Source organism: Pseudomonas sp. JV414 (genome assembly GCF_032424305.1).
Classification (GTDB): Bacteria; Pseudomonadota; Gammaproteobacteria; order Pseudomonadales; family Pseudomonadaceae; genus Aquipseudomonas; species Aquipseudomonas lini.
On the sequence record NZ_VYKC01000013.1, the window covers coordinates 111,136 to 136,288 of the forward strand.

Annotated in this window: 27 protein-coding genes; 10 read left to right on the plus strand and 17 right to left on the minus strand. The window is 57.8% G+C overall.

Annotated elements, in window-relative coordinates; genetic code table 11:
* Positions 1 to 8: 8 nt before the first annotated feature.
* The 5 genes from F6R97_RS15365 to F6R97_RS15385 all read left to right on the plus strand — a co-directional run bounded on the left by F6R97_RS15365 (position 9) and on the right by F6R97_RS15385 (position 5,743).
* A complete protein-coding gene (locus F6R97_RS15365; protein ID WP_038980699.1) occupies positions 9 to 1,040 on the plus strand; it encodes a hypothetical protein in 1,032 nt (343 codons plus the stop codon).
* A complete protein-coding gene (locus F6R97_RS15370; RefSeq protein WP_315866773.1) occupies positions 1,037 to 4,033 on the plus strand; it encodes an EF-hand domain-containing protein in 2,997 nt (998 codons plus the stop codon). The genes F6R97_RS15365 and F6R97_RS15370 overlap by 4 nt, the downstream gene beginning before the upstream one ends.
* Positions 4,023 to 4,526, plus strand: coding sequence for a hypothetical protein (locus F6R97_RS15375; RefSeq protein WP_315866774.1), 504 nt, complete (start codon positions 4,023 to 4,025; stop codon positions 4,524 to 4,526). Before F6R97_RS15370 ends, F6R97_RS15375 begins: the two co-directional genes overlap by 11 nt.
* A 204-nt stretch (positions 4,527 to 4,730) precedes the next feature.
* Positions 4,731 to 5,297: a lysozyme inhibitor LprI family protein gene (locus F6R97_RS15380; RefSeq protein WP_315866775.1), complete on the plus strand. Its 567-nt coding sequence runs from the start codon at positions 4,731 to 4,733 to the stop codon at positions 5,295 to 5,297.
* Positions 5,298 to 5,302: 5 nt separating this feature from the next.
* Positions 5,303 to 5,743: a hypothetical protein gene (locus F6R97_RS15385; protein WP_038980705.1), complete on the plus strand. Its 441-nt coding sequence runs from the start codon at positions 5,303 to 5,305 to the stop codon at positions 5,741 to 5,743.
* Positions 5,744 to 5,798: 55 nt separating this feature from the next.
* Here F6R97_RS15385 and F6R97_RS15390 read toward each other — a convergent pair whose 3' ends face one another.
* A complete protein-coding gene (locus tag F6R97_RS15390) occupies positions 5,799 to 6,179 on the minus strand; it encodes a DUF6124 family protein (RefSeq protein ID WP_038980707.1) in 381 nt (126 codons plus the stop codon).
* A gap of 589 nt (positions 6,180 to 6,768) precedes the next feature.
* Between F6R97_RS15390 and F6R97_RS15395 the strand changes: the two genes are divergently transcribed.
* A complete protein-coding gene (locus F6R97_RS15395; RefSeq protein ID WP_315866776.1) occupies positions 6,769 to 7,152 on the plus strand; it encodes a helicase in 384 nt (127 codons plus the stop codon).
* Positions 7,153 to 7,270: 118 nt separating this feature from the next.
* Here F6R97_RS15395 and F6R97_RS15400 read toward each other — a convergent pair whose 3' ends face one another.
* The 7 genes from F6R97_RS15400 to exbB all read right to left on the minus strand — a co-directional run bounded on the left by F6R97_RS15400 (position 7,271) and on the right by exbB (position 14,517).
* On the minus strand, positions 7,271 to 7,528 hold the full coding sequence (locus F6R97_RS15400) for a hypothetical protein (RefSeq protein WP_315866815.1): 258 nt from the start codon (positions 7,526 to 7,528) through the stop codon (positions 7,271 to 7,273).
* A 145-nt stretch (positions 7,529 to 7,673) separates the two neighbouring features.
* Complete coding sequence (locus F6R97_RS15405; RefSeq protein WP_315866777.1) at positions 7,674 to 9,074, minus strand: aminoacyl-tRNA deacylase and HDOD domain-containing protein; 1,401 nt, start codon at positions 9,072 to 9,074, stop codon at positions 7,674 to 7,676.
* A gap of 78 nt (positions 9,075 to 9,152) precedes the next feature.
* The gene (gene recG, locus F6R97_RS15410; protein WP_052964479.1) at positions 9,153 to 11,228 is read right to left on the minus strand and encodes an ATP-dependent DNA helicase RecG; all 2,076 of its coding nucleotides are present in this window, start codon (positions 11,226 to 11,228) and stop codon (positions 9,153 to 9,155) included.
* Between the two features lie 9 nt (positions 11,229 to 11,237).
* The gene (locus tag F6R97_RS15415) at positions 11,238 to 12,167 is read right to left on the minus strand and encodes a hydrogen peroxide-inducible genes activator (RefSeq protein ID WP_008007618.1); all 930 of its coding nucleotides are present in this window, start codon (positions 12,165 to 12,167) and stop codon (positions 11,238 to 11,240) included.
* 215 nt (positions 12,168 to 12,382) lie between these two features.
* Positions 12,383 to 13,129: an energy transducer TonB gene (locus tag F6R97_RS15420; RefSeq protein ID WP_038980715.1), complete on the minus strand. Its 747-nt coding sequence runs from the start codon at positions 13,127 to 13,129 to the stop codon at positions 12,383 to 12,385.
* Positions 13,126 to 13,554, minus strand: a complete 429-nt coding sequence (gene exbD, locus F6R97_RS15425; RefSeq protein WP_315866778.1) for a TonB system transport protein ExbD — start codon at positions 13,552 to 13,554, stop codon at positions 13,126 to 13,128. Before exbD ends, F6R97_RS15420 begins: the two co-directional genes overlap by 4 nt.
* Positions 13,555 to 13,560: 6 nt before the next feature.
* Complete coding sequence (exbB, locus tag F6R97_RS15430) at positions 13,561 to 14,517, minus strand: tonB-system energizer ExbB (protein ID WP_038980720.1); 957 nt, start codon at positions 14,515 to 14,517, stop codon at positions 13,561 to 13,563.
* A gap of 189 nt (positions 14,518 to 14,706) precedes the next feature.
* Between exbB and F6R97_RS15435 the strand changes: the two genes are divergently transcribed.
* Positions 14,707 to 15,561, plus strand: coding sequence for an SDR family oxidoreductase (locus F6R97_RS15435; RefSeq protein WP_315866779.1), 855 nt, complete (start codon positions 14,707 to 14,709; stop codon positions 15,559 to 15,561).
* A gap of 143 nt (positions 15,562 to 15,704) precedes the next feature.
* Here the strand turns inward: F6R97_RS15435 and F6R97_RS15440 are convergent, their stop codons facing one another.
* The 6 genes from F6R97_RS15440 to F6R97_RS15465 all read right to left on the minus strand — a co-directional run bounded on the left by F6R97_RS15440 (position 15,705) and on the right by F6R97_RS15465 (position 20,998).
* Positions 15,705 to 16,445 (minus strand): hypothetical protein, encoded by a 741-nt coding sequence (locus F6R97_RS15440; RefSeq protein WP_050681655.1) that lies wholly within the window; start codon positions 16,443 to 16,445, stop codon positions 15,705 to 15,707.
* 57 nt (positions 16,446 to 16,502) lie between these two features.
* Entirely contained in the window at positions 16,503 to 16,883 is a 381-nt protein-coding gene (locus tag F6R97_RS15445) for a RidA family protein (RefSeq protein WP_003177257.1), read from the minus strand.
* 24 nt (positions 16,884 to 16,907) lie between these two features.
* On the minus strand, positions 16,908 to 19,013 hold the full coding sequence (gene spoT, locus F6R97_RS15450) for a bifunctional GTP diphosphokinase/guanosine-3',5'-bis pyrophosphate 3'-pyrophosphohydrolase (RefSeq protein ID WP_038980727.1): 2,106 nt from the start codon (positions 19,011 to 19,013) through the stop codon (positions 16,908 to 16,910).
* Between the two features lie 57 nt (positions 19,014 to 19,070).
* Complete coding sequence (rpoZ, locus tag F6R97_RS15455; protein ID WP_007894670.1) at positions 19,071 to 19,334, minus strand: DNA-directed RNA polymerase subunit omega; 264 nt, start codon at positions 19,332 to 19,334, stop codon at positions 19,071 to 19,073.
* 167 nt (positions 19,335 to 19,501) lie between these two features.
* The gene (gene gmk / locus F6R97_RS15460) at positions 19,502 to 20,122 is read right to left on the minus strand and encodes a guanylate kinase (protein ID WP_315866780.1); all 621 of its coding nucleotides are present in this window, start codon (positions 20,120 to 20,122) and stop codon (positions 19,502 to 19,504) included.
* Between the two features lie 12 nt (positions 20,123 to 20,134).
* Entirely contained in the window at positions 20,135 to 20,998 is an 864-nt protein-coding gene (locus F6R97_RS15465) for a YicC/YloC family endoribonuclease (protein WP_048396257.1), read from the minus strand.
* Between the two features lie 268 nt (positions 20,999 to 21,266).
* Here F6R97_RS15465 and rph point away from each other — a divergent pair, with 268 nt between their 5' ends.
* On the plus strand, positions 21,267 to 21,989 hold the full coding sequence (rph, locus tag F6R97_RS15470; RefSeq protein ID WP_030132447.1) for a ribonuclease PH: 723 nt from the start codon (positions 21,267 to 21,269) through the stop codon (positions 21,987 to 21,989).
* 29 nt (positions 21,990 to 22,018) lie between these two features.
* Positions 22,019 to 22,387 (plus strand): DUF4870 domain-containing protein, encoded by a 369-nt coding sequence (locus F6R97_RS15475; RefSeq protein WP_048396258.1) that lies wholly within the window; start codon positions 22,019 to 22,021, stop codon positions 22,385 to 22,387.
* Positions 22,388 to 22,576: 189 nt separating this feature from the next.
* Here the strand turns inward: F6R97_RS15475 and F6R97_RS15480 are convergent, their stop codons facing one another.
* Positions 22,577 to 23,356 carry an exodeoxyribonuclease III gene (locus tag F6R97_RS15480; protein WP_008030595.1) on the minus strand — a complete coding sequence of 260 codons (780 nt, stop codon included), beginning with the start codon at positions 23,354 to 23,356 and terminating at the stop codon, positions 22,577 to 22,579.
* 82 nt (positions 23,357 to 23,438) lie between these two features.
* Between F6R97_RS15480 and pyrE the strand changes: the two genes are divergently transcribed.
* The gene (gene pyrE / locus F6R97_RS15485; RefSeq protein ID WP_007894680.1) at positions 23,439 to 24,083 is read left to right on the plus strand and encodes an orotate phosphoribosyltransferase; all 645 of its coding nucleotides are present in this window, start codon (positions 23,439 to 23,441) and stop codon (positions 24,081 to 24,083) included.
* A 122-nt stretch (positions 24,084 to 24,205) separates the two neighbouring features.
* Here the strand turns inward: pyrE and F6R97_RS15490 are convergent, their stop codons facing one another.
* On the minus strand, positions 24,206 to 24,589 hold the full coding sequence (locus tag F6R97_RS15490; RefSeq protein WP_038980738.1) for a hypothetical protein: 384 nt from the start codon (positions 24,587 to 24,589) through the stop codon (positions 24,206 to 24,208).
* Positions 24,576 to 25,148 (minus strand): hypothetical protein, encoded by a 573-nt coding sequence (locus F6R97_RS15495; RefSeq protein ID WP_050681651.1) that lies wholly within the window; start codon positions 25,146 to 25,148, stop codon positions 24,576 to 24,578. The genes F6R97_RS15490 and F6R97_RS15495 overlap by 14 nt, the downstream gene beginning before the upstream one ends.
* Positions 25,149 to 25,153: the final 5 nt, after the last annotated feature.

The following is a 25,153-nucleotide window of genomic DNA, read 5'->3' on the forward strand; positions in this document are numbered from 1 at the left end:
GTTTCGTGATGACAACAAACAAAAACGCAAGGCAGTTCAGGTGGTGCTCCATCGCACTGCTGACGTTGGGTATGTGCAGCGGCGCCGTTGCCTCATCGCCCAGTGACCCGCAATGCCCGAGCGGCAACTTTGCAGAGTTCGCCCAGGTTTTCTCATCCCAACCTGAGATACAGAAGGCATCTATTGCCTCGTCCGTTCAGGAACTTCGAGTGGTTGCCGATGGCGACAAGCCAAAGGTTGTCCAGCGCAATATCAAAGCGCTGGACGCTACCGAGTTGAACGTTCTTGTGCCGGAAAATGCTGCTGCGTCGAGCCTAACTATTAAGGTCGATTTACCGAACAAGCTGATCGTTCGTGACCAGGCAGGCAAATTTCTAAAGGTTTTCGTCTTCAAACACGGCGACTGTTGGGTTCTGGATCGTGTCGAAGATTGGTCGCTTGAAAACGTATCTGATGTTGTGTCTCGAACAGAGAAACTATTGCCAGGTCAGCGAGAGCTGAGGAAAGGTGCATGGTTTGACAGGCTGGCTAATCATGCATCGCCTGAATCGGGTGTTTATTTGTACGCAGCAGCACTGGATAGCTACTTGGCCGGAGCGCAAGAAGGTTCGCCGCAAGCTGCACTCGCTGCTGCGGGAATCAGTCTTTCTGGGCAAGCTCCCCGCCTGGATAACAGCAAAATTGTGGATCTTTTGATTGCTGCTTCAAAAAGCATTCCCGACGCAGGCGTGACGCTTGCGAATTTTTACTGCGATGAGGGCGAATACGACGACAAGCAAGTCTGTATCAACCCGCAACTGTCAATGGCTGCATTGGAAAGCGCCGCGAGCCGAGGCTCGGTAGATGCGCTGAGCCAACTTGGCGAGGTGTATGAAGTCGGCACCGTCGCCCCTGCTGACCTGCCCCGAGCAATGGCGTGTTATCAGGAGGTTCAGAAAAAGGATCCTGAGTCCGGCACGCGAGGTGTTGACCACTTGGCGGCCCAAGGCGTCGTCGCTGATAACTCAATTCAATGTCTTAAAGCAGGGAGCTTCCGATGAGTACCGGACTACTCGAACAGCGGGCCAACTACCCGCATACCCAATATGAATACGGTCCAGCGAAAGGCTATGCCGATGCCGACGGCGACGGTCGAAAGGAAATCGACTGTTCAGGTCTGTTGTACCGAATGCTGAAGGACGCGGGTTATTCAATTCCATACCTGACAACGGGACAGCTGAATGTTGACGTAACCCATTTTGTCGTCGTTCCGCTCGCGAACGTCGAGCCTGGTGATATTGCACTCTGGATCAATTTTCACGGGCATACGGGGGTAGTCGAGAGCATCAATTCGGTGCGCAATGCGGGGGATTTTTTCGGTTCGCAAACCTCATCGGGGCCTAAGTCCGCCAAGTTCGGGAACGGTAGTGGTTACTGGCCAATGCCAGAAAAGTTCTTGCGTCCAAAACCCCAATATAGAACTGGTGCGCAACCGGCGCCGGCGGCTGCTCCCGCTCCCGCTCCAGCACCTGCTCCGGCGGGCCCTGCGCCGCTGATGAACTTCCAATATCCGTTTCGCAAGGCTGACGGTAAGCAATTCACAGATGCTGAAGAAATCTACAAAGTCCTTGAGGGTGAGACCTCGGGTCATTACCTGCTGGGTAGCAACAAATTTTGGCACGGTGGTATTCACATCACCGACAAAAGTGCTCCTCAGTGCGTGCTGAATGAACCAGTACGTTGTATGGCTGATGGTGAGGTCGTTGCGTATCGGCTCAATCAGGACTATCTGGAGTCAACCTTTGGTGACAATGAGAAAAAGCTGAAATACTCCAACTCCTTTTGCCTGGTACGTCACGAGTACAAGTCGACGCCTAACCCGGAAGAAGGACCGAACAAGGGTAAGCAAAACAAGCTGATCTTCTACAGCCTCTACATGCACCTCTTACCGTATAAGCGCTATCCGTTATCACCGGATGAAACGCCAAAACCGAAGGTGACCATGAAGGTAGGGGACTTCAAGGCTTATGACGAGGCGCCCTTGTCGAGCGACATAATCTCCCCTGGTAAAGTGACGAACGGTACCAAGCTTGAAGTCCTGGAGCAGAAAGACGTTAACAACATCACATACGCCAAAGGCAAAATTCTTTCCGGCAGCGTGAAGGCTGGTTCGAACAAAGTTCGCGACGTAGGGACTGAAATTTGGTTCGCCTATTTGAAGGATGGTGAGCCATACAAAAACTCCCAACATCACCGCATTTGGACAGCAGACGTCATTCCAGAGCGCGCCCGGCCAAATTACTGGCAAGGAAAGGTTAAAGCTAGGGCGACTAAACGGTTGCCTATACATCAGAGTCCGGCGAATCCAACGAACGGACAGCCTGCCGGTGCGCCCGTCGATGGCGGCCTGGAGTTGGCCGTCAATAGTGTTATCGAGTTCGATAGCAAAGAAATCGTTAACCTAGTGATTGGCAATAAATTAAGGCGCATGGCCTCATGCACACTGGTGTCTGGCGGAGTATGGCAGCCAACGGGGAATGCACCGCCGACATTCTGGACGAACGTCGAAAACGATCCGGCAAGCCAGTATGTGCAGTGGGAGACGGTGACTTCTACGGACTTTGATAGCGTTGCATCAACCAGAACCGGCATCAAGGCTGGCGATCCGATTGGTTACTTGGGACAAACCGAAAACCTCACAGGCGAAAACGGTGGCGTGGCAAGCAAGTATCAAGTACATGTCGAGATATTCACTGCCGAAGCTGACGTGAAAGAATTCCTTAAGAACTCTGCCGGTTTGAAGATTGGCAAGCAGTATCTGTATCTACCGGTGGGGGCCGAACTGAAGAAAAAAGCACCGGCAACTGGCACCACGCCACTTAAGAAGGAACATGCCGTTGATCTGCGTAAGGCTCCAGTTATCAAAGAGGGCAGCGACGACTATTACGAAGTCAAAGTGACAGAGGATGACCAATCGATCACTGGCCTTGTAAAGAAGGCCGGCGCAGAAGTCATCACGCAGCATGATTGGGAGAAGATGGGTTTTCAGATTGTTGAGGAAACAAACGCCACAGCGGATGGTTTTCTCGATCCGGAAGACATGCCGCAATTTTTCAAGGATCTCTTTGCAAAAATTGACAAAAACCACGATGGTGAAGTTGATCCGGGCGAGCTCGCTGACGCACTGAAGAACGCTGATACGAGAGATCAGTGGGCCAAATTTATTGCTCATCATCCGACTGAGTGGAAGAGTAAAGCCGATGCACCTAAGTGGAGTAAGTTAGATAACTTGTTGGAGCTGTCGCCGAAAACGTTGAAGCATGAAAAAGAAAGAATAAGTAAGTATGTGTTTTGGGAGGAGCTTTCTGGGAGCGCAGTTATCAACTCTGAAGTTGTTTGGCACTTTCATCCGGTTGAGTTTGTCAGTACGCACTTGTTGAAGCGTGCGCCGTCTGGATGGGCCCATAGCGCATTTGCAAATTTGTTGGGTAAAGTGGAATCGAATAACGATTACACGGCTTACAATGCTACAACACCTGTACTTAAATCATTCTACAATACAAATCTGACATCTCTGACAATTGCTGAGGTTCAGCAGAAGCAAGAAAATGATGAAATGTTTGCAACAGGGCGGTACCAACTTATCACGCCTACTCTAGCTGAGGCCGTAGATAAGCTTGGTTTGGATACGTCTCAAAAATATGATGAGGCGATGCAGGATAGAATATTTGTTGATTACCTGATTAAAATAAAAAGGAAAGCCATAATTAACTATCTGGAAGGGGATGGTGATGTGGAGGATGCAATTTACGCATGGGCGAAAGAATTTGCGTCGGCAGGCGTAAGGCAAGGAAAGAAAATCAGCTCTATAGTTTTGAAGGATGCTGCAGGCGTCCCAATTCTTCACCCTGTAACTCATAAAAAACAGTGGGTCGAGCGACATGCTCAGTCGGAAGGAGTATCTTTCTATCAAGGCGATGGGCTGAACTCTGCTCATATTACACCCGACGAAATGGTCCGTGCACTCGAGGAGTCTAAAAGAAATGCTGGGTAAATTTTTGTCTAAAACACTTCTATTGCTTTGTTTTATTAGTGCTTTAGCGTTTGCGGCGCCTCCATCATTTTCAGAATACGACGCCGGCACTTTGTATAAGGGCGCAAGTCATCCGTTAGCTAAAATTGATACCGCGGGTCAGCGCTGGGATGAATTAAGAAATAATGCCGCAAAAAAAGCAGTAAACTTTGCAGGTCATTACATTCTTTTTACCGGTGAGTGTGGTGGTGGTTCAATTTGTGGAGAAGTCATTGATGCGAAAACTGGGGAGGTTGTAAGGAGCTTGCCGAATGCTTACAAGGCAGACGATGAGGAAACTGAGGAGTCGTTCGATATAGACTTTAGGGCTAATAGCAGGTTGGTTGTGATAATGGGGGTCGCTCAAAATCGGGAAGTGGATGCTAACAACAATAAAGTCTCGCGAAAATATAGAACTAGATATTATGAGTTTGATGGTAATGAATTCCATTTGGTTGCCAGTGAAGATAGGTAGTGGGGTGGTAGAAAGTTTTGGTTTAATATGAGTCTGGTACATGAGCGGCTGTCAAAAAAGCAGGTGGGTTTATGTAAAGAAAGTTAGGTGTGGGTAAGTAAATCTGTCCCGCTTTTCTATGCTTTATTATTTTTCTCCTGTGATCGGTCGTGGCGTCGAGGGTCAACCGTGACAACGAAGTTTAAAAGGTCTGCCGTAGCACTGATGAGCGTCGCCTTCGCGGCGTCGATGGTTTCGGTTCATGCACAGGAAACCTGCAACCACGACAGCTTTACCAATCCCGATTTGATCACTTGCGGCCAGCAAAGCTACGAAAAAGTCGACGCTGTGTTGAATGAGCAATACAAGAAAACCCTGACCAGCTTGTCTCTCACAGACAAGAAGCAACTAACCGATGTGCAAAGGAGTTGGGTGCGCTTCAAAGAGGCGTATTGCGAGGATCTGTATCAGGCCGTTTTGCCGGGAGCTGAGGCGCCTATCGAGAAGCTAGCGTGTTTGGCGCAGACAACCAGTGCCCGCTTGGGTGAGCTCATTTATCTACAGACCGGCCTGCCCAATGATGGCTTTTACAAAGCTGCATCGTTGATGGCAGGGCAGGACCGTGAAAACGGTCTGAAGACCTCGATCAATCTGCTGGGAGGGGGTGACTTCGACGATCCGGTTTGGAAGCAATATGCGGATGGGCAGTGTGAGATGCGTTTTCGACTGTTTCGTGAAGACCTCGCTTATTGCGCTGTGCGAATGCGCTTTCAGTTGCCCATGAACCGCTAAAAGGAATGATCGGGTTGAAGTCTTTTTCGTTGTTTTTTGTAGCCCTGCTACTCATCTGTCCGATGGCGGCTCACAGCGAAGTCACAACTGAGGTCTATTGCTTCCGCTCGCAGGAAGGCAAAGACATCAATTTTGAGTTTAGAAGCTATTACGACTCGGTTTCCAAATGGAGCGGCGCAAGCGTCAAGTACAGTAAATCGAAGGAGGCCATTTCTCTCGTCTATAAAGATTCCGAAGAAGAGGTGCTCGATCCGAGTCGGCCCTCTCAGTTCACGACAAGATGGGTTGAAGTGTCTGAAGGTTCGGTGACCGGAGATTATGGAATGGTCGGTCAGGGGGCTCTGATTTACGGAATGGTCTATACGAACTACAAATCCGGAAAGAAATACGTATTCGAGCAGGATAGCAATATGGACTCGCCGCCCGAGACAGGCTGCCAGTGGTGAGCCAGGGGTCATCAAGAAAGGGGACTTAACGTCCCCTTTTTCTATCCGCTGTCCGTTATGCCTTAGCCCGATGCTCCGCCGGATTCGGCGAATCAATGTGATCCAGCGCTCGCTCCACCAACAACCGAACCCCATCCGCCAATCTGCTTAGCGCCAAGGCTAAGGAGCGCCGTGTTCCATCAACATCGTCGGCCAAGTTGGCGGCGATGGCGCTGATGGACAGCAGGTCTTCCGAGGCGTTGGCCAGGAGGGCTTCGGTGTCGATGTCGGGGGAGACGGTGAAGAGTTTGCCTTTACGCTTGGGTTTTTCGTTGGGTGGTGGGGCGAAATGGTGGTCGAGGGCGCGTTCGGCGGCTTCGTGGAGCTTTTTCGAATCGAAGGATTCGTAGGGGGATGTGGCTGGGTTTTCTGGAGGATTGGGTGTTGGCTTGATCATTAAGTGTTACTCCATGATTTAAGGAGCTGACACCGTTTCGCGTGCACTTCGAAAGAGGTGGCAGCTGTGCATAGGTGTGCAAGACCGGTGGAGTCACCCGGCAGACCCGAAGATCTCCCATACACAGCCGCCATAACGATTCGCGAGCATAGGAAAACGCTCGATGAATTGCCATAACCGAATGTGTACTCCACCGGACTTGCACGTCCGTGTCACCGTTTTTTGCGGTGACGAACAGAGGTTATCGGTGAAGGTGAGGGCTGCCTAGTTCATGAACAGCCCGGCGTTTTGAAGGAAATGTCCGAGAGGTTTGAGGGCATCAAGATCAAAAGATCGCAGCCTTCGGCAGCTCCTACAGAAATGTGTTTCTTCAGGTGTAGGGCGGGTGTTGGGTGTGACGCGGAGCGTCACGGGATGCATTCCCACGCGGGAGCGTGGGAACGATCAAGGTGGAGGAGGGAACGTGTGACTTGGTGGTCATCATGCGGGAAAAGCGGTTCATCTTCTTCTAACGCAACCAGATGGTGGCGTTCCGGTTTGAAGCGGCTACACTGCGCCGGCCGTTCACTTTTCTCATGAGGCTGTGCGCATGAAATTTCGTTTTCTTCTGTGGATGCTGGGTTTGTTGATGGGTAAGGCCAGTCGGACTAATCCTGCGTTTCAGCAGCAGTTGGGTGACAAGGAGCTTGTTTTCCAATTACAGACCCTGGACGGGAAGGTGGCGCGGCATTTCTTTGTGAAGGATCAGCGCATTACCAGCAAGTCGGGCGTGTATGCCGAGCCGGCGTTTGCGATTGCGTTTAAGGGCGCGGCGTATGGCTTTGCCACGATGCAGGCGAAGAACAAGCAATTGGCGTTTATGACGGGGATTCAGGACAAGTCGATTCAGATCAAGGGCAACCCGGCGTTGGTGATCTGGTTTCAGGGGTTGACCAAGTATTTGAAGCCTAGGAAGGCCAAGCCGAAAGCTTAAGGTCCTTCAAGTAGCTCGCCAAGATCTTCGAGAGGCAAGCTCGCCTCTTCAACCATCCGACTCTAGAGGCTCGTGGGCGTCGAGTGGCTGGCCTCTAAGGCGCTGAACGGATCAAAAGTCATGCGCTATGTTTCTGTGAGCGCCTTTCCTGAAGGTAGCCTCCTTGGAGTGCCAGGATCTCAGACTTGCTCAGAACGCCTTTTCTCTTGAGATTGACGAGCAACTGTTCGATGCCATCCAACTCAACGAAATCGCCAGCCAAGCGGGTAATGTTCACGGCCATACGGCTCAGGTCGTCAGGATCAGCAGTAGCCTCGTGATCTTTAGCAAGCTTGCGGATTTGACTTGCAACACTGACAGCCGTTGTTCGGATCATCGGAAAGCCCTCTATTTGCAGTCGAATCATAGCGGGGCTCAGGTTTGAGGTGGTCAGGTAAACCGAGTTGGATTCATCGCGAGCAGGCTCGCTCCCACAGGGATTTAGGTGATCCTTGTGGGAGCGAGCCTGCTCGCGATGCTTTTCAGGCCTGGCTAAATTGCGAAGCCAATTCCCGCAGCAGCACTTCAGCCTCAAGCACTTTGCTGACCACATCATTGGCTTTATCGCGGCTCAGGCCTACGCGTTCCAGCAGGGCGTCGGGGATGTCTTCATCCGGCCCAGACCCAATCCCGCGACTGCGCAGTAAACGCACCGCCAAACACACGAGGTTCGGGTATTCGGCGTAGTCGCCGTCGTAGCTTGGGTCGTGCTGGAAGCGCAGGGCGGTGGCCAGTTCTTCGGGCATGTCCCAGAAGCGCATCAGCCACGCGCCGATTTGTTCGCGACTGATGCCCAGCAGGTGTTGTTCCACGTAGCTGTGGCACAGGTGCGGGTTGACCTCCAGGTGGCGGCAGATCAGCGAGAAGTGCGGCGGGAATACGTGGGCCAGTAGCAAGTAGCCGAAGTTGTGCAGCAGGCCGGCGAGGTAGGTCAGGCCGGCTTCCGGGCGCTGGGCGCGGGGCATGGCGCGGGTCAGGCCTTCGATGACGGCGGCGGTGTAGATCGATTGCTGCCAGTACGGTGTGGTGTGTTGCGGGTGGTCTTTCGGCAGGCTGAGGGTTTTGCCGAGGGCCAGGCCCAGCGCCAAATTGATCACCAGGTCGAAACCCAGCACCCGGACGATGGCGTCTTCCACTGAACGAATCTTGCCCGGCGAGGCATAGAACGGCGACGCTGCCCAGCTGACGACTTGTGCGGCCAGCGCCGGGTCGGTTTCGACCACGCCGGTGATGTCGTCGATGGTGGCGTTGGGATCGACCCGCAGTTTGATGATTTTCTGCGCGGTTTCGGCCAGCGGTGGAATCTCGATGGTCTCTTCCAGACGCTGCTGGATGCGCCGCGCGGTGAACGCTTGTACGGCCTGGGTGATTTCCTCGCGGTCATCGTCGGGGCGGTCGAGGTTCGGGCGGATGCGGTTCACGGCTTCGCCGAAATTGCCGGCGCTGGCCTTGGTCAGCATGGTTTTGAAAGCGTCGCTGGAGATTTCCAGCAGCACGCCCGGCTCGCCCGAGTTGATCAGCAACATCGGTTCGCGCAGCAGGCTTTCTTCGTACAGGCACGGCGAGCTGGTGAGCGCCGGCAGGCCGGGCAGCAGGCTCAGGCTGTGTTTGCCAAGCATTTTTCCCAGGCGTTCGGTGGATACGGCGGTCAACCGGCGGCCGGTGAGTTCGGCGAGGCGGTTGAGGTCGAGCAATTGGCTCTGGGGGAACAGCACCATGAGCGCGCCGACGGCATCGTCCAGCAGAACTGCCTGCACTTTGCGTGCGGCGTTCAGGCCGTGATGGTCGAGGACTTCTTCGTAGGCGATGCCCAACTTGCCGAGCAGCAGCCGAATAACAGACGGAGCGTGCGGGGTTTCGGGGGCAAGGGCAGCTTCTGTCATGGTCTGTATCCGTTTGCAAACAATTGCGGGAGTATAACCAGCTTGTTTAAAGCCAGGGTTCAGAAACTGCGACAGTGCTCACACTTGGCCGTATTGCTGCCCATGGCGTAGCCAGCGGTCGAGCAGCGGGCTGACGTGATCCGGCCAACGCTCGAGCAATGCTTGAGCGGCGTCGCGCACGGCGGGCAGCAAATCGGCGTCGCGCATCAGGTCCGCGACCTTGAATTGCAGCAGACCGGTCTGGCGCGTGCCGAGCATTTCGCCGGGACCGCGCAGTTCGAGGTCTTTTTCGGCGATGACAAAACCGTCGTTGGTTTCGCGCATGATGCCCAGCCGCTGACGGCCGATCTGCGACAGCGGCGGATGGTAAAGCAGCACGCAATGGCTGACGGCACTGCCCCGACCGACACGGCCACGCAGTTGGTGCAGTTGCGCGAGGCCGAGACGTTCAGGGTTTTCGATGATCATCAGGCTGGCATTGGGCACGTCGACGCCGACTTCGATCACGGTGGTGGCGACCAGCAGTTGCAGGTTACCGGCCTTGAACTCGGCCATCACCGCGGCTTTCTCGGCGGGCTTCATGCGGCCGTGGATCAGCCCGACTTTCAACTCGCCGAGGGCGGCGGTCAGGTCTTCAAAAGTAGTTTCGGCGGCCTGGCAAGTCAGCTCTTCCGACTCTTCGATCAGCGTGCACACCCAATAAGCCTGACGCCCTTCGGCACAGGCGCCACGCACCCTTTCGATTACTTCGACGCGCCGGGTGTCGGTGACCAGCACCGTATTTACGGGCGTACGGCCGGGCGGCAGTTCGTCGAGGATCGAGGTGTCGAGGTCGGCGTAGGCGCTCATGGCCAACGTCCGGGGGATCGGCGTGGCGGTCATGATCAGCTGGTGCGGACACATCCGCCCGCCGACGCCTTTCTGTCGCAATGCCAGGCGCTGCTGCACGCCGAAGCGGTGTTGTTCGTCGATGATCGCCAGCGCCAGGTTCTTGAACTGCACCTCTTCCTGAAACAGCGCGTGGGTGCCGACCACCATTGGCGTACCGCTGGCGATTTGCTCCAGCGCAGCTACGCGGTTTTTACCCTTGAGCTTGCCGGCCAGCCACGCGACTTCAATACCCAGCGGTTCGAGCCAGCGCTTGAAGGTGATGAAGTGCTGCTCGGCGAGAATCTCTGTGGGCGCCATCAATGCGACCTGATAACCGGCCTCCAGCGCTTGCAGCGCGGCGAGGGCAGCAACCACGGTTTTGCCTGCGCCCACGTCGCCCTGGATCAGCCGCAACATCGGCTCATGCTGACTGAGGTCGTAAGCGATTTCGTTGCCGACCCGTTGTTGGGCGCCGGTTGGGGTGAAGCCGAGGTTGGCCAGATACTGAGCGGGCAGCTTGGTGGCTTTTGGCATTGCCGGGGCACGCAGGGCACGCATGCTTTCGCGCAGGCGCTGTTGGGACAGTTGATGGGTCAGCAGTTCTTCGAAGGCCAAACGGTGCTGGGCCCAGTGATGACCGAGGGCGAGTTCGTCGACATCGGCATCGGCGGGCGGGTGATGCAGGTAACGGATTGCATCGGCCAGCGGCGCCAGTTGATAGTCCCGGGCCAGTTCGGTCGGCAGCCAGTCGGGCAGGCTGCTGGGGCCGAGCAGGGTCAGGGTTTGCATGCACAGTTGGCGCAAACGCTGCTGGGTCAGGCCTTCGGTGAGCGGGTAGACCGGGGTCAGGGTTTCATCCACCGGCGGCGGCTCGTCGCCGGTGATGGCGCGGTATTCCGGGTGGTAGATCTCCAGCCCCGATGCGCCGGGCCGCGCTTCGCCGTAGCAGCGAATACGCGTGCCGCGTTTGAGGCCTTCTTTCTGGGCGTTGCTGAAATGATAAAAGCGCAGGCTGAGCCCGCCGGTGCCGTCCTGCAGACGGACAACCAGGCTGCGGCGCCGGCCCATGACCACGTCGGCGCCGCTGACGGTGCCCTCGATCACGGCGTCTTGCCCGGGTCGCAAATGGCCGATCGGGACCACACGGGTGCGGTCCTGATAACGCAGCGGCAAGTGGAACAGCACGTCCTGGAGATTCTCCAGGCCGACCTTGGCCAGTTTCTCGGCCATGGCTTCGCCGACACCCTTGAGTGCCGTCACCGACACTTGCGACAACTCGGTCATGGCAGCGACTTAACCGGCCACCACCGGCGCTGGCGGCTTGGCCACCGAGCACAGGCGAATGGAGTCGGCGAGGATTTCAATCGCCTTCGGCCGCGGGAAGCTCGCGCGCCAGGCGATGGCCACGGTGCGGAACGGCACTGGCGCGCTCAATGGACGAACTTCGATCACACCGGGAGCGTAGTGATGGCTGTCGACCGCCGACAGCGGCAGGATCGAAATGCCCAGGCCGGACGCGACCATGTGGCGAATGGTTTCCAGCGAGCTGGATTCCACCGTGGTGTGTTTGGCGCCGTCGTTGCCTTTGGCCAGGGTCGGGCAGGCTTCCAGCACTTGATCGCGGAAGCAGTGGCCTTCGCCGAGCAACAGCAGGCTCTTGTCGTTGAGCAGGGCGGCGTCGATGGATTCTTTTTGGGTCCATGGGTGCTGGGCCGGCATCAAGACGTAGAACGGCTCGTCGTAGAGCTGCAAGGTCAGTACGTCGGCTTCATTGAACGGCAGGGCGATGATGATCGCGTCGAGTTCGCCGTTGCGCAGTTTGTCGCGTAGCACGTGGGTAAAGTTTTCTTCGATGTACAACGGCATCTGCGGGGCGACCCGGTGCAGTTGCGGAATCAGGTGCGGGAACAGGTACGGGCCGACGGTATAAATCGCGCCGACTTTCAGCGGTGCGGTCAGCTGGTTCTTGCCGGCCTGGGCCAGTTCGCGGATGCCTTGGGCCTGCTCCAGGACTTTCTGTGCCTGGGCGACAATGCCTTCGCCGACCGGGGTCAGGCGCACGGCGCTCTTGCTGCGCTCGAAAATCAGCACACCGAGTTCGTCTTCAAGCTTTTTCACGCCCACCGACAGGGTCGGCTGGCTGACGTGGCAACGCTCGGCCGCATGGCCGAAGTGCTGCTCTTGGGCGAGGGTAACGATGTAGCGTAATTCTGTGAGAGTCATAGCAAGCGTCCATGAAGTTGCGGGCCAAGCATACCGGCTGCAATCGATAGACGCACGTTATCAGACTGAGTGTGTTGAGTGACACAGGGCAATGCAGGTTTGGCGTTTGCGGATATGCAAAAAGCAAAAAGATCGCAGCCTTCGGCAGCTCCTACAGGATGTACATCAATCCCAGGTAGGAGCTGCCGAAGGCTGCGATGTTTTGATCTTCTGTTTTAACGGCGACGTTCCAGCGAGTAAACAAACGGTGCAACGATTTCGATGGAGCCGTTGTTCAGCATGTCGGCCGGTGGCTTGGGCAGCGGTTGGGCGCGGCGGATCATTTCCAGGGTGGCCCGGTCCAGATCGGCGTTGCCGGAGCGGCCCACCAGTTCGAACGACAACACGTTGCCTTCAGCATCGACCACGAAGCGCAGACGGTTCAAACCTTCCTTGCCCCGCGCCTGTGCACTGGCCGGGTACTTTTTGTACTTGGCCAAGTGTGCGAGCAGGGTGCCTTGCCAGCTGGCCTTGGCAGCTTGTTGCGCTGGCGATGGGCCGGGTGCCGGCTGAGCGGATTTCTCCGTCGGTGCCTGAGTCGGTTGCGCGTCGCTCGGTTTTTCCTCGGAAGGCTTTTCCTTCGGCGGCTCCGGCTTTTTCTCCACAGGCTTGGGCGGTTGAGGCTTCGGCTTGGGTTTGACCGGCTTGGGCACGGCAATCTCGGCCTTCGGCGCTTCAGCGAGTTTTGGCAGCGGCAGTTCTTCCACCGGAGCCGGTGGCTGTGGCGGCGTGATCACCTTTGGCGGTGCGGGCGGTGGCGGGGCCGGAACCGGCGCCAGTTCGACCATCATCGCCTGCGGCGGCAGCTCGATCGGCGGGCGCGACGTCCAGTTCAGCGCCAGCGCAATGGCCAGCGCATGGACGCCCAGCACCACGGCCAGGCTCCCGCTGTAACGCGTCAGCTTTTGGCGCGTGTTGATCATTTCTTGGCTGCCGTCTCGAGTCCGACCAGGCCGACCTTCAGGTAACCGGCGGCGCGCAGGGCGTCCATCACGCTCATCAGGTCGCCGTAGTCCACGCCTTTATCGGCCTGGAAGAAGATCGTCGTGTCTTTCTTGCCCTTCGTCTTGGCGTCGAGTGTGACGCCGAGGGTTTCGGCCTTCACTTCGTCTTCGCCGAGGAACAGGCGCTGGTCAGCTTTCACGCTGAGGAACACCGGTTTCTCTGGCCGCGGCGCCGGTTTGGCGGTGGAAGCAGGCAGGTCGACCTTGATGTCCACGGTGGCCAGCGGGGCTGCCACCATGAAGATGATCAACAGCACCAGCATCACGTCGATGAACGGCGTGACGTTGATTTCGTGGTTCTCGGCCAGATCGTCGTCTGCGCCTTCTTTCAAATGCAGGCCCATGGCCGATTACCCCACTTTCACCATGTGCGGTTGCGAGCTACTACGCTCGGCCGGCAGGTGGTCGAGATCACGGCTGACCAGCAGCAGGACTTCTGCCGAGGCGTCGGACACTTGCGCCTTGTAACCGGCGATGGAGCGGGCGAAGACGTTGTAGATGACCACCGCAGGAATCGCTGCAACCAGACCCAGCGCGGTTGCCAGCAGGGCTTCGGCGATGCCGGGAGCTACGACGGCGAGGTTGGTGGTCTGGGTTTTGGCGATGCCGATGAAGCTGTTCATGATGCCCCATACGGTGCCGAACAGACCGACGAACGGCGCGGTGGAACCGATGGTGGCGAGTACGCCGGTGCCGCTGCTCATGTTGCGACCGCACGCAGCGACGAGGCGCTCGAGGCGGAAGCTCACGCGTTCCTTGATGCCTTCTTTCTCGCGGCTGTTGGCCGACAGGCGCATTTCTTCCAGCGCGTCATGAACCAGCAGGTTGGCGAGGGTGCCTTCCTTGGCCGCCGTAGCGCTGGCTTCCTTAAGGGTGGCGGCTTTTTTCAGGTGGGCGATTTCAACGCGCAGACGACGCTTGGCGCCTATCAGCTCGAAGCCCTTGGCGATCCAGATGGTCCAGGTGATGATCGAGGCGATGGCCAGGCCGATCATCACGATCTTCACGATGATGTCGGCGTTCTGGTACATGCCCCACGGCGACAGGTCATGGGCCATGCCCAGGGTGTTGTCGGCTTCGAGGACTTCCGGCACGTCAGCGGCGTCTACGGCCTGGACCGGATCGGTCGCGGCTGGGGTCACGGCAGGCGCGGCGGGTGTTTGAGCGGCGGCAGGCTGTGTGGCCGGCGCTTGTGCATCAGCGAAGGCGGCGGTCGGCGCCAGCATCAGGCTGAGCAGCAGGGCGGCCACCGCGCTCCAGGCGCGAGGTCGTTTGGTTGGCGAAGCGGGGAATTGATTGCGTGTCATGCTGGCCGGACCTGAAAGGAAAAGACGGTAAATGTTCTTCCAGGCCTCGTGAGGCCGAGAACAAAAGTGGCGTGCATTATTGCAAGTAATTCTTGTTAACAAAAGTAATAGAGTATCTTTTTTTCCTGCATTGCTAGCCGCGTGTCCTTTGTCGACGCTAGTCTGTAGCTTTCCGATAGGAGTTTTCTGATGTCCGCGCCTTCTGTTTTGATCGCCGGCTGCGGTGATGTCGGCAGTCGTCTGGCCACGCAATTGTTGAATTCGGGGTGGGAGGTTCACGGCTTGCGGCGTGACGTCTCACGCCTGCCCCAAGGGGTGATTGGCGTTGCCGGTGACTTGTTCAATAAAGACTGCCCGGCGACCTGGCCAATCGGAGCGGTGGATTACCTGGTGTATTGCGCGGCGGCTACCGATCACGATGAGGCCGGATACCGAGCCGCTTATATTCAGGGTTTGCAGCACGTGCTGGAATGGCTGGGCGACTATGGGCAAGTGCCCAATCGACTGCTATTCGTTTCCAGCAGCAGCGTTTACGGCCAGCAAGAGGGCGAGTGGGTCGACGAGACCTCGCCGGCTGTGGCGGCTGGCTATTCAGGGCGTGTGATGCTGGAAGCCGAGCAAGTGGCGCGTGATAGCGGCATTCCGGCCAGCATCGTGCGCCTGACCGGCATTTATGGTCCGGGTCGGGAGTGGCTGCTGACCCAGGTCCGTCGCGGTTATCGCGTGGCGATCGATCCGCCGTTGTACGCCAACCGCATTCACGTCGACGACGCGGCGGGGTTGCTGGCATTCCTGCTTGAGGCGGATTGGCGTGGCGTGGCGCTGGATGATGTCTATATAGGCGTCGACGATGCGCCCGCGTCATTGGCTGAGGTGGTGGGCTGGTTGCGTGAGTATCTGGGCGTGACCGAATGGGCCGAGGATGCGAGTGTGCGTCGTGCCGGCAGCAAGCGCTGCAGCAATGCCCGGGCGAAGGCGTTGGGTTGGGTGCCGAAGTATCCGAGTTTCCGCGAAGGCTACGCTGCGATCCTCGAAGGCCGCTGATGATTTCCAGTCACCACAAACCAAATGTGGGAGCGGGCTTGCTCGCGAAGGGGTCATAACATTCAACATCATCGTTGACTGTTACACCGCTTTCGCGAGCAAGCCCGCTCCCACATGGATTCTGCGTTGGCCTTAGGGCCGGGTTACTGCTTTTCCAGCAACCACTTGCGATCACCCGGCGTAAACGAAGGCATCTCGTCCGCCAGTGCGGCATTCACCGTCTGGAAAATCTCCAGTTCCTTGCCCTTGCGCGCAAAGATCCAGGTATTGCCCTGGCCGTTCACCTGCAGCCAGATGTTGTCGTTGCCGCCGCTCATCGACGCGCAATCGCCCGCCAGACACAGGGCATAACGATCCGCTCCGGGCAGGCCGGCAACCTGGCCGTCGGGCTGGAATTGCACGGTATTGCCTTCGCCCGGGCCGCTGAGAATTTTCCAGCTGCCGCCCATATAAGCCGAATACAACGCCCGCTCGAAACTCGCGCCAATCGGTGCGCCTTCGGGCACCGGGACCGTTGCACGGTCGAAGACTTGCTCCGGCTCGTTGTCGTTGGCGGCTTGGCTCAGTTGCTTGCCATCACGCTTCAGCTCGCTGGCGGAGCTGCCATAGAAGTCGACTTTCCAGGCGCCGGACTCTTCGCCCAGCAGCTTGCCGTCGACGTTTTCAAAACCATTGGTGTAGCGGGCCTGACCGGCTCGGGTGTTGACGTCCCATTCCAGATTCGGGCCATAGGCCTGGAGCGCTTCCCGCAGGGGGGCACCTTCGGATGCAGCATCGATCGCCGACTGATTGATCCAGGTGCCGCTGATATCACGGTCGGCAGGGTCGCTGGCACAACCGCCCAAGAGAAGGGCGAGCAGCGAGAGAACAAGCGCTTGGCGCATGGTGGAATCCTTTCAAAGCAAGATCGGCGCAGCCGTTGAAAGGCTGCGCCGGACACATTACTCGATGACCAGAATGGCATCCATTTCAACCTGCGAACCCTTTGGCAGGGCTGCTACGCCGATGGCGGCGCGGGCAGGGTAAGGTTGGTCGAAGTACTTGCCCATGATCTCGTTGACCTTGGCGAAGTGGCTCAGATCGGTGAGGAAGATGTTCAGTTTGACGATGTCCTTGAACGAACCACCGGCCGCTTCAGCCACGGCTTTGAGGTTCTCGAACACCTGGACGGTCTGGGCTTCGAAGCCTTCGACCAGTTCCATGGTTTTTGGGTCCAGAGGAATCTGACCCGACATGTAAACGGTATTGCCAGCCTTGATCGCCTGGGAATAAGTACCGATGGCGGCCGGGGCCTTGTCGCTGTTGATAACGGTCTTGGTCATGTATGACTCCTTGTGAAGGGTGGGCTACGCGCGCATGCGGGTGATGCGGATGACCCCGGTCAGGGCGCGCAGTTTCTTGATCACGCGGGCCAGGTGCACGCGGTCGTGCACACTGACCACCAGTTGGACCACGCTGATACGACCGTCGCGTTCGTCCATGCTGATTTTTTCGATATTGCCGTCGGCCGCGTTGACGCTGCTGGCCAGCAGGGCGATCAGGCCGCGCTGGTGTTCCAGTTCGACGCGCAGCTCGACGTTGAATTCGCCGGTGACATCCTTGGCCCACGAGAGCTGGATGCATTTTTCCGGGTTGTGGCGGATTTCGCTGATGTTGCGACAGTTGTCCAGGTGCACCACCATGCCTTTGCCGGCGGAGAGGTGCCCGACAATCGGGTCGCCCGGGATCGGCGTGCAGCACTTGGCGTAACTGAGCACCAGACCTTCGGTGCCGCGAATCGCCAGCGGACCTTCCGGGCTTGGCAATTGCTCGCCTTCGCCGAGCAGGCGGCGGGCGACCACGTAAGCCATGCGATTGCCCAGGCCGATGTCTTCGAGCAGGTCTTCGATGAGTTCGAGGCGGTATTCGTGGAGCATCAACTGCACGCGCTCGACCGGGACTTTTTCCAGGGAGCTGTCGAAACCGTTGAGCACCTTGTTCAGCAGGCGTTCGCCGAGGCTGATGGACTCGGAACGTCGTTGCAGTTTCAGCGCATGGCGGATGTGCGTCCGCGCCTTGCCGGTGACCACAAAGTTGAGCCATGCCGGATTCGGCCGCGCACCCGGAGCGCTGACGATCTCGACCGTGGAGCCGCTTTGCAGCGGTTCGGACAGCGGCGCGAGACGACGATTGATCCGACAGGCGATGCAGCTGTTGCCCACGTCGGTGTGCACCGCGTAAGCGAAGTCGACCGCCGTGGAGCCTTTGGGCAGCTCCATGATCCGGCCTTTGGGCGTGAACACGTAGACCTCGTCCGGGAACAGGTCGATCTTCACGCTTTCGATGAATTCCAGCGAGTTGCCGGCCCGTTGCTGCATTTCCAGCACGCCTTTGACCCACTGGCGGGCGCGGGCGTGAGTGCCTTTGGGCTGCTCGTCGCCGCTGGATTTGTACAGCCAATGGGCGGCGATGCCGTTGTTGGCCATCTCTTCCATTTCACGGGTGCGGATCTGGATCTCGATCGGTACGCCGTGCATGCCGAACAGCGTGGTGTGCAACGACTGATAGCCGTTGGCCTTGGGGATCGCGATGTAATCCTTGAAGCGCCCCGGCAACGGTTTGTACAAATTATGTACAGCGCCCAGCACGCGGTAGCAGGTATCGACCTTGTCGACGATGATCCGGAACGCGTAGACGTCCATGATCTCGTTGAAGGCCCGACGCTTGCCGCGCATTTTCTTGTAGATGCCGTAGAGGTGTTTCTGACGACCGCTGACCTCACCCTGAATGCCGTCGATGGCCAGGCAGTGACTGAGTGACTCTTCGATCTTGTTGACGATTTCCTTGCGGTTGCCCCGGGCGCGCTTGACCGCCTGGTTGATTCGCGCGGAACGCATCGGGTGCATGGCCTTGAAGCCGAGGTCTTCGAATTCTATGCGGATGGCGTGCATGCCCAGCCGGTTGGCGATGGGCGCATAGATTTCCAGGGTTTCCTTGGCGATCCGTCGGCGTTTTTCGCCTGACAGCACTTCCAGGGTACGCATGTTGTGCAGGCGGTCGGCCAGCTTGACCAGGATCACGCGAATATCGCGCGCCATGGCCATGGCCATTTTCTGGAAGTTTTCGGCCTGGGCTTCGGCTTTGGTCTCGAAGTTCATCTGGGTCAGTTTGCTGACCCCGTCGACCAGTTCGGCCACGGTTTCGCCGAACTGCGCTTGCAGCGCTTCCTTGGCAATACCGGTGTCTTCGATCACGTCATGCAGCATGGCCGCCATCAGGCTCTGATGGTCCATATGCATATCGGCAAGAATATTCGCAACCGCGAGTGGGTGCGTGACGTACGCCTCACCGCTGCGACGGCGTTGGCCATCGTGGGCTTGTTCGGCGTAGAAGTACGCTCGGCGGACCAGATTGACCTGGTCCTTGCCGAGGTAGGTCGATAAGCGATCGGCGAGGGCGTCTATGCTCGGCATGATAATTCCTGCCGTTCGTTGTGACCCCGCGCCGTGCTACGTCGACCAGGCATGGACTTATACTGCCTCGTTGGACTCGTCCTCGAACGCTGCGAACAGCGGTTCGTCTTCGACGATTTCTGCGTTGGCGATGAACTCGTAGCTCATCAGGCCTTCGGCGATTTCACGCAGCGCTACAACAGTAGGCTTGTCGTTTTCCCACTGAACCAGGGGCTCTTTGCCGCCGGTGGCCAGTTGACGGGCACGCTTGGTGGACAGCATGACCAGTTCAAAACGGTTTTCCACGTGGTTCAGGCAGTCTTCAACGGTTACGCGGGCCATGGTATTCCTCGGAGCGAATGCAATATGCGCGCTGCCCGGGTGGGCGAGCGGACTCAACAGTTTAAAAAATCACCAGCGATTAGGGAAGCGCTGATTTTTTGACCAGGCTCTTCAACGCGCTATAAGTGCCAATGTAAAGCCCTTGCAGCGGTTTTGGGAAGCGCTGTTTAGCCGAGCAATTCAGCCAATAATTTGCCATGACGCTGCTGCTGACGCTTCTGATGCAGCTGATTGGCGCGGAAAATCGCCTGCAAATCGCGCAGTGCATGGGCGAAATCGTCGTTGATGATCAGGTAGTCGTAGTCGACGTAGTGGCTCATCTCGCTGACGGCTTCGCGCATCCGGCCTTCGATGATCTCGTCGCTGTCCTGGCCACGATTGGTCAGGCGCTGGTGCAAGGCTTGCAGGGACGGCGGCAGGATGAAGATCGAACGTGCTTGGGGCATCAACTTGCGCACTTGCTCGGCACCCTGCCAGTCAATTTCCAGAATCAGGTCGTGGCCTTCATCCAGGGTCTGCTGCAGGTGGCTTTGCGAGGTGCCATAGAGATTGCCGAACACTTCGGCGCGCTCGAGGAAATCCCCGTGCTCGATCATCTTCACGAACTCGCTGCGTTCGACGAAATGATAGTTCACGCCGTTCGCTTCGCCGGGGCGCATGGCGCGGGTGGTGTGGGAGACCGAGACACGGATCTCCTGATCAGCGTCGGTCAGGGCCTTGACCAGACTGCTCTTGCCCGCGCCCGAAGGGGCGGAAATGATGTACAGGGTGCCGGTGCTGTGGGTCATGTCGGGTTTGCCTTACTCAATATTCTGCACTTGTTCGCGCATCTGCTCGATCAACACTTTGAGGTTGACCGCCGCTGTCGTGCTGCGCGGGTCGAAGGCTTTGGAGCCCAGTGTGTTGGCTTCGCGGTTGAGTTCCTGCATCAGGAAGTCGAGGCGCCGACCGGCAGCGCCGCCGGATTTGAGCACTCGGCGAACTTCGATGATGTGAGTGCTCAAGCGATCCAGTTCTTCGGCGACGTCGCTCTTTTGCGCGAGCATGACCATTTCCTGTTCCAGTCGCTGCGGGTCGAGGTCGGCCTTCATGTCGGTGAAGCGGTCGAGAACTTTCTGGCGTTGGGTAGCGAGCATCTGCGGGACCAGTTCACGCAGGATCACCACATCCCCTTCAATAGAGGTCAGGCGCTCGTTGATCAATCGCGCCAGTTCAGTGCCTTCGCGCTCGCGACCGGCCTTGAGTTCTTTCAGGCCCTGATGGAACAGCGCCAGGGCTTCGGCATTCAGCGCTTGCGGGTCGGCGGCATCGGCGACCAGCACGCCGGGCCAGGCCAGGACTTCCAGCGGGTTCAGTGCGGCCGGGTTCTTGATCAGACCGGCGACCGTCTCGGCGGCGGCGACCAGTTGCGCGGCGCGCTCGCGGTCCACTTGCAGCGGTTTGCCGGTGCTTTCTTCGGTAAAGCGCAGGGTGCATTCGAGCTTGCCCCGGGACAGTTCCTGACGCAGGCCTTCGCGGACCGCGCCTTCGAGGTCGCGGAAAGATTCCGGCAAACGCAGGTGGGGTTCCAGGTAGCGGCTGTTGACCGAGCGCAATTCCCAGCTCAGGGTGCCCTGGACGCCGGCTTTCTCGACGCGGGCGAAGGCGGTCATGCTGTGCACCATGGAGGTACCTCGCAATGCAGGTCGGCGCGTAACCCATGGTTCGCGGACCCGCTATCTGTGAATTAAAGCCGACAGGCAGCAAAGGCGCAGGATTGTAGCGCAGTGGGGCGGATGCGCCCAAACACACGCTGTGACAAAGAGCTGCAGGCCGTCGGCTAAGCTCTATTCAGGGGCTTCAATCGTCGGGCGATTTTTTTAGAAGTGCCCACACGCGGCCCACGGCTCTATAATGCTCGGCAGTTTTCCGTCCCCCGTACAGGTAATCCCTATGAAACGTCCAAGTGGTCGCGCTGCCGATCAGCTCCGCTCGATCCGCATTACCCGCAACTACACCAAACACGCCGAGGGTTCTGTACTGGTCGAGTTCGGTGATACCAAAGTCATCTGCACCGTCAGCGTCGAGAATGGCGTGCCACGTTTCCTGAAAGGTCAGGGCCAGGGTTGGTTGACCGCAGAATACGGCATGCTGCCGCGCGCCACTGGCGAACGTAACCAGCGTGAAGCGAGCCGCGGCAAGCAAGGCGGCCGTACTCTGGAAATCCAGCGTTTGATCGGCCGTTCCCTGCGCGCTGCGCTGGACATGTCCAAGCTGGGCGACGTCACCCTGTACGTCGACTGCGACGTGATCCAGGCTGACGGCGGCACCCGCACCGCGTCCATCACCGGTGCCATGGTTGCACTGATCGACGCCTTGAAAGTGATCAAGAAGCGCGGCGGCCTGAAAGGTGGCGACCCGCTCAAGCAAATGATCGCGGCCGTTTCGGTGGGCATGTACCAGGGCGAGCCTGTGCTTGACCTCGACTACCTGGAAGATTCGGCTGCCGAGACTGACCTCAACGTGGTGATGACCAGCACTGGCGGTTTCATCGAAGTTCAGGGCACTGCCGAAGGCGCGCCGTTCCAGCCGGAAGAGCTGAACGCGATGCTGGCGCTGGCGAAGAAAGGCATGAACGAGATTTTCGAACTGCAGAAGGCTGCACTGGCCGACTGATTGTTTTGACGCCCGGCAAGGAGAGCGCCATGAGTGATGAACAGCAGTTGCTTCCCACCCCGAGTCCCGAGGCTCGCCAGTGGGCGATGTTTTGTCACCTCTCGGCGTTTCTCGGTGTCTGGTTTCCATTCGGTCACCTGATCGGGCCGCTGATACTCTGGCAGTGGAAGCGTGAAACCGATCCGTTCATCGACGCCCAAGGCAAGGAAGCACTGAACTTTCAGATCACCGTGGCCCTGGTCTCGGGCATCTGTTATCTGCTGATGCTGGTGTTGATTGGCTTTGCGCTGCTGCCGTTGGTGCTGATCGGGGCGATGGTGCTGTGCATCATTGCCGGGCTCAAGGCCAATGACGGGGTGCCTTATCGTTATCCCTTCACCTGGCGGTTGGTGACATAAGTACGCCGCTGATCCCCTGTGGGAGCGGCGGTGCGACGATTCGACTTGCTCGCGAATGCGGTGGGTCAGTCGATACTAATGTCGCCTGACACGACGCCTACGCGAGCAAGCTCGCTCCCGCATTAGAAAATCATTGCCCACAAAAAAGCCGACAGCGATGTCGGCTTTTTTGCATCTGCGAAAAGACGCTTAGATAGTCAGCGTCCAGTCGTAGTCCACGATCAGCGGTGCATGCTGCGAGAACCGTGGCTGACGTGGCAGGCGTGCGCTGCGTACGAAGCGGCGCAGGCCCGGGGTCAGTATCTGGTAGTCGAAGCGCCAGCCCAGGTTAAGCATCTCGGCCTGTTCGTTGTCCGGCCACCAGCTGTACTGGTCGCCTTCACGGCTGACTTCGCGCAGGGCATCGACATAACCCATGTTGCCGACAATCTCGTCCATCCAGGCACGCTCAGGTGCCAGGAAGCCCGGAGATTGCTGGCTGTCGCGCCAGTTCTTGATATCCAGCTTCTGTTGCGCCACGTACAGCGAGCCACAATAAATGTACTCGCGACGTTTGCGTCGCTGTTTATCCAGATAACGGGCGAAGTCGTCCATTAGCTTGAACTTCTGGTTCAAGTCTTCATCGCCGTTCTGCCCCGAAGGGAGCAGCAAGGTCGCGATGCTGACCTTGTCGAAATCGGCTTGCAGGTAACGCCCGTAGCGGTCGGCCGTCTCGAAGCCGAGACCGCTGATGACTGCCTTCGGTTGCAACCGCGAGTACAAAGCCACGCCACCTTGGGCGGGAACTTCAGCTTCGCAGGCATAAAGGAAGTAGCCATCCAGTTGGAAGGCTGGATCGTCCAGTTCAAAGGCGGAGGCGCGGGTGTCCTGCAGGCAGATGACGTCGGCATTCTGTGCTTGCAGCCAACTGAGCAAACCACGCTCGACTGCAGCCTGAATACCATTGACGTTCACACTGATGATCCGCATAAGTGGCCCCAAAAATCGCGTGCGGGTATGATACACGGCGTCTACCTAATTAGCTAAATCCGTGGTATTTGGGGTTTTTTTCATGCAAGCGTATCAGCGCGACTTCATTCGTTTTGCCATTGATCGTGGCGTTTTGCGCTTCGGTGAGTTCACCCTGAAGTCCGGACGCACCAGTCCTTACTTCTTCAATGCCGGCCTGTTCAACTCGGGTTCCGCCCTGGCGCAGCTGGGTCGTTTCTATGCGGCAGCCATCGTCGAGAGCGGTATTTCGTTCGACGTGCTGTTCGGCCCGGCCTACAAAGGCATCCCGCTGGCGGCGACTACTGCCGTGGCGCTGGCCGAGCATCATGGCCGTGATCTGCCATGGTGCTTCAACCGCAAGGAAGCCAAGGCCCACGGCGAAGGCGGCAGCCTGGTCGGCGCGCCATTGACCGGCGACGTGCTGATCATCGACGACGTGATCACCGCAGGCACCGCCATCCGGGAAGTGATGCAGATCATCGCTTCCCAGGACGGCGCCAAGGCCGCGGGCGTGTTGATCGCCCTGAACCGTCAGGAGCGGGGCAACGGCGAATTGTCTGCCATCCAGGAAGTGGAGCGTGACTTCGGCATCCCGGTGATCAGCATTGTGTCGCTGAATCAGGTGCTCGAGTTCCTGGCGGATGACCCGCAGCTCAAGCAACACCTGCCAGCAGTTGAAGCCTACCGCGCCCAATTCGGCGTTTGACGCTATCCCTTGTGGGAGCGAGGCTTGCCCGCGAAAGCGATCTAACGGCCAACATCCATGTTGGATGTGACGACCTCTTCGCGGGCAAGCCTCGCTCCTACAGGGGGCTTTTGTTTGTGCCGTCAGTGAAGTCTTCGCCATTTCCCTAACAGTTTGAATGCCAATCCCAGGTTGAACAGGGCAAACACCAGCAGTGCGAGGACAACTAACACGTAAAGCGTGCGATCCACCTCGAAATCCCACAGATCCAGCGTGCTGCTGCGCATGATCCGCACGGCGGCGGGCAAATTGACGTAAAACAGCGCCACGAAGGTGCAAGTCAGCGGCAATGCACAGCTGAAGAAAACATTGATCACCTGTTCCCGGCTGCGTTTTCTCGCCTGCGGACCTGATTGTTTTTCATCCAGTTCCAGCGCTTCATGCAGCCTGGGCCACGCCAGGTTGAACATGAAAGTGGTCAGGGTCAGCAGCAGGCCGCTGACCGCGACGATGTCACTGAACGGCATTCAGGCCAAGCGTCCGGCACAACAGGTCGTGAGAGTCTTCACTGATTTCGAACAGCCCGGCGCTGCCTTTGCGTTTGGTGATGGGTTTGAAGGTCGGCTCGTTCTGGGTGATCAGCATGTTCAATTCGTCACGAATGACGTCGGAGCTGATGACCACCAGGTAAACCGTCTGCGCATGCTCTGCGGTTTCGATCACGGCCCGCATGCTGTTGTGGAGGATTTCGTCGAGTTGGTTGCGAAACCGCGAGACCGTGTTCTTCAGGAGCGTTTTGCTTTGGCTCTGGGTCAGTTGGAAGATTGTTGATATCTGCGATTCGGTCGGCAGCGTTTGCCCGAAGTAGCTTTGAATCAGATACAGCAGACGATCCTGTTTCGCCTCATCGGCCCTGCTGGGCATGCCGCCTTCGACCAGCATTTTCAAGTATTCGGTCAGACTCGCCTTGGCTATTCGCTGTAGGGCATGAGCGATTTCATGATCGGAAATCCTCAGGGTCTTTTTGACCGGTTCTTTTTGTTCCAGGTCGAAGGCCTGGGCGTCGATCGTGAACGAGATCTGCATGGCTC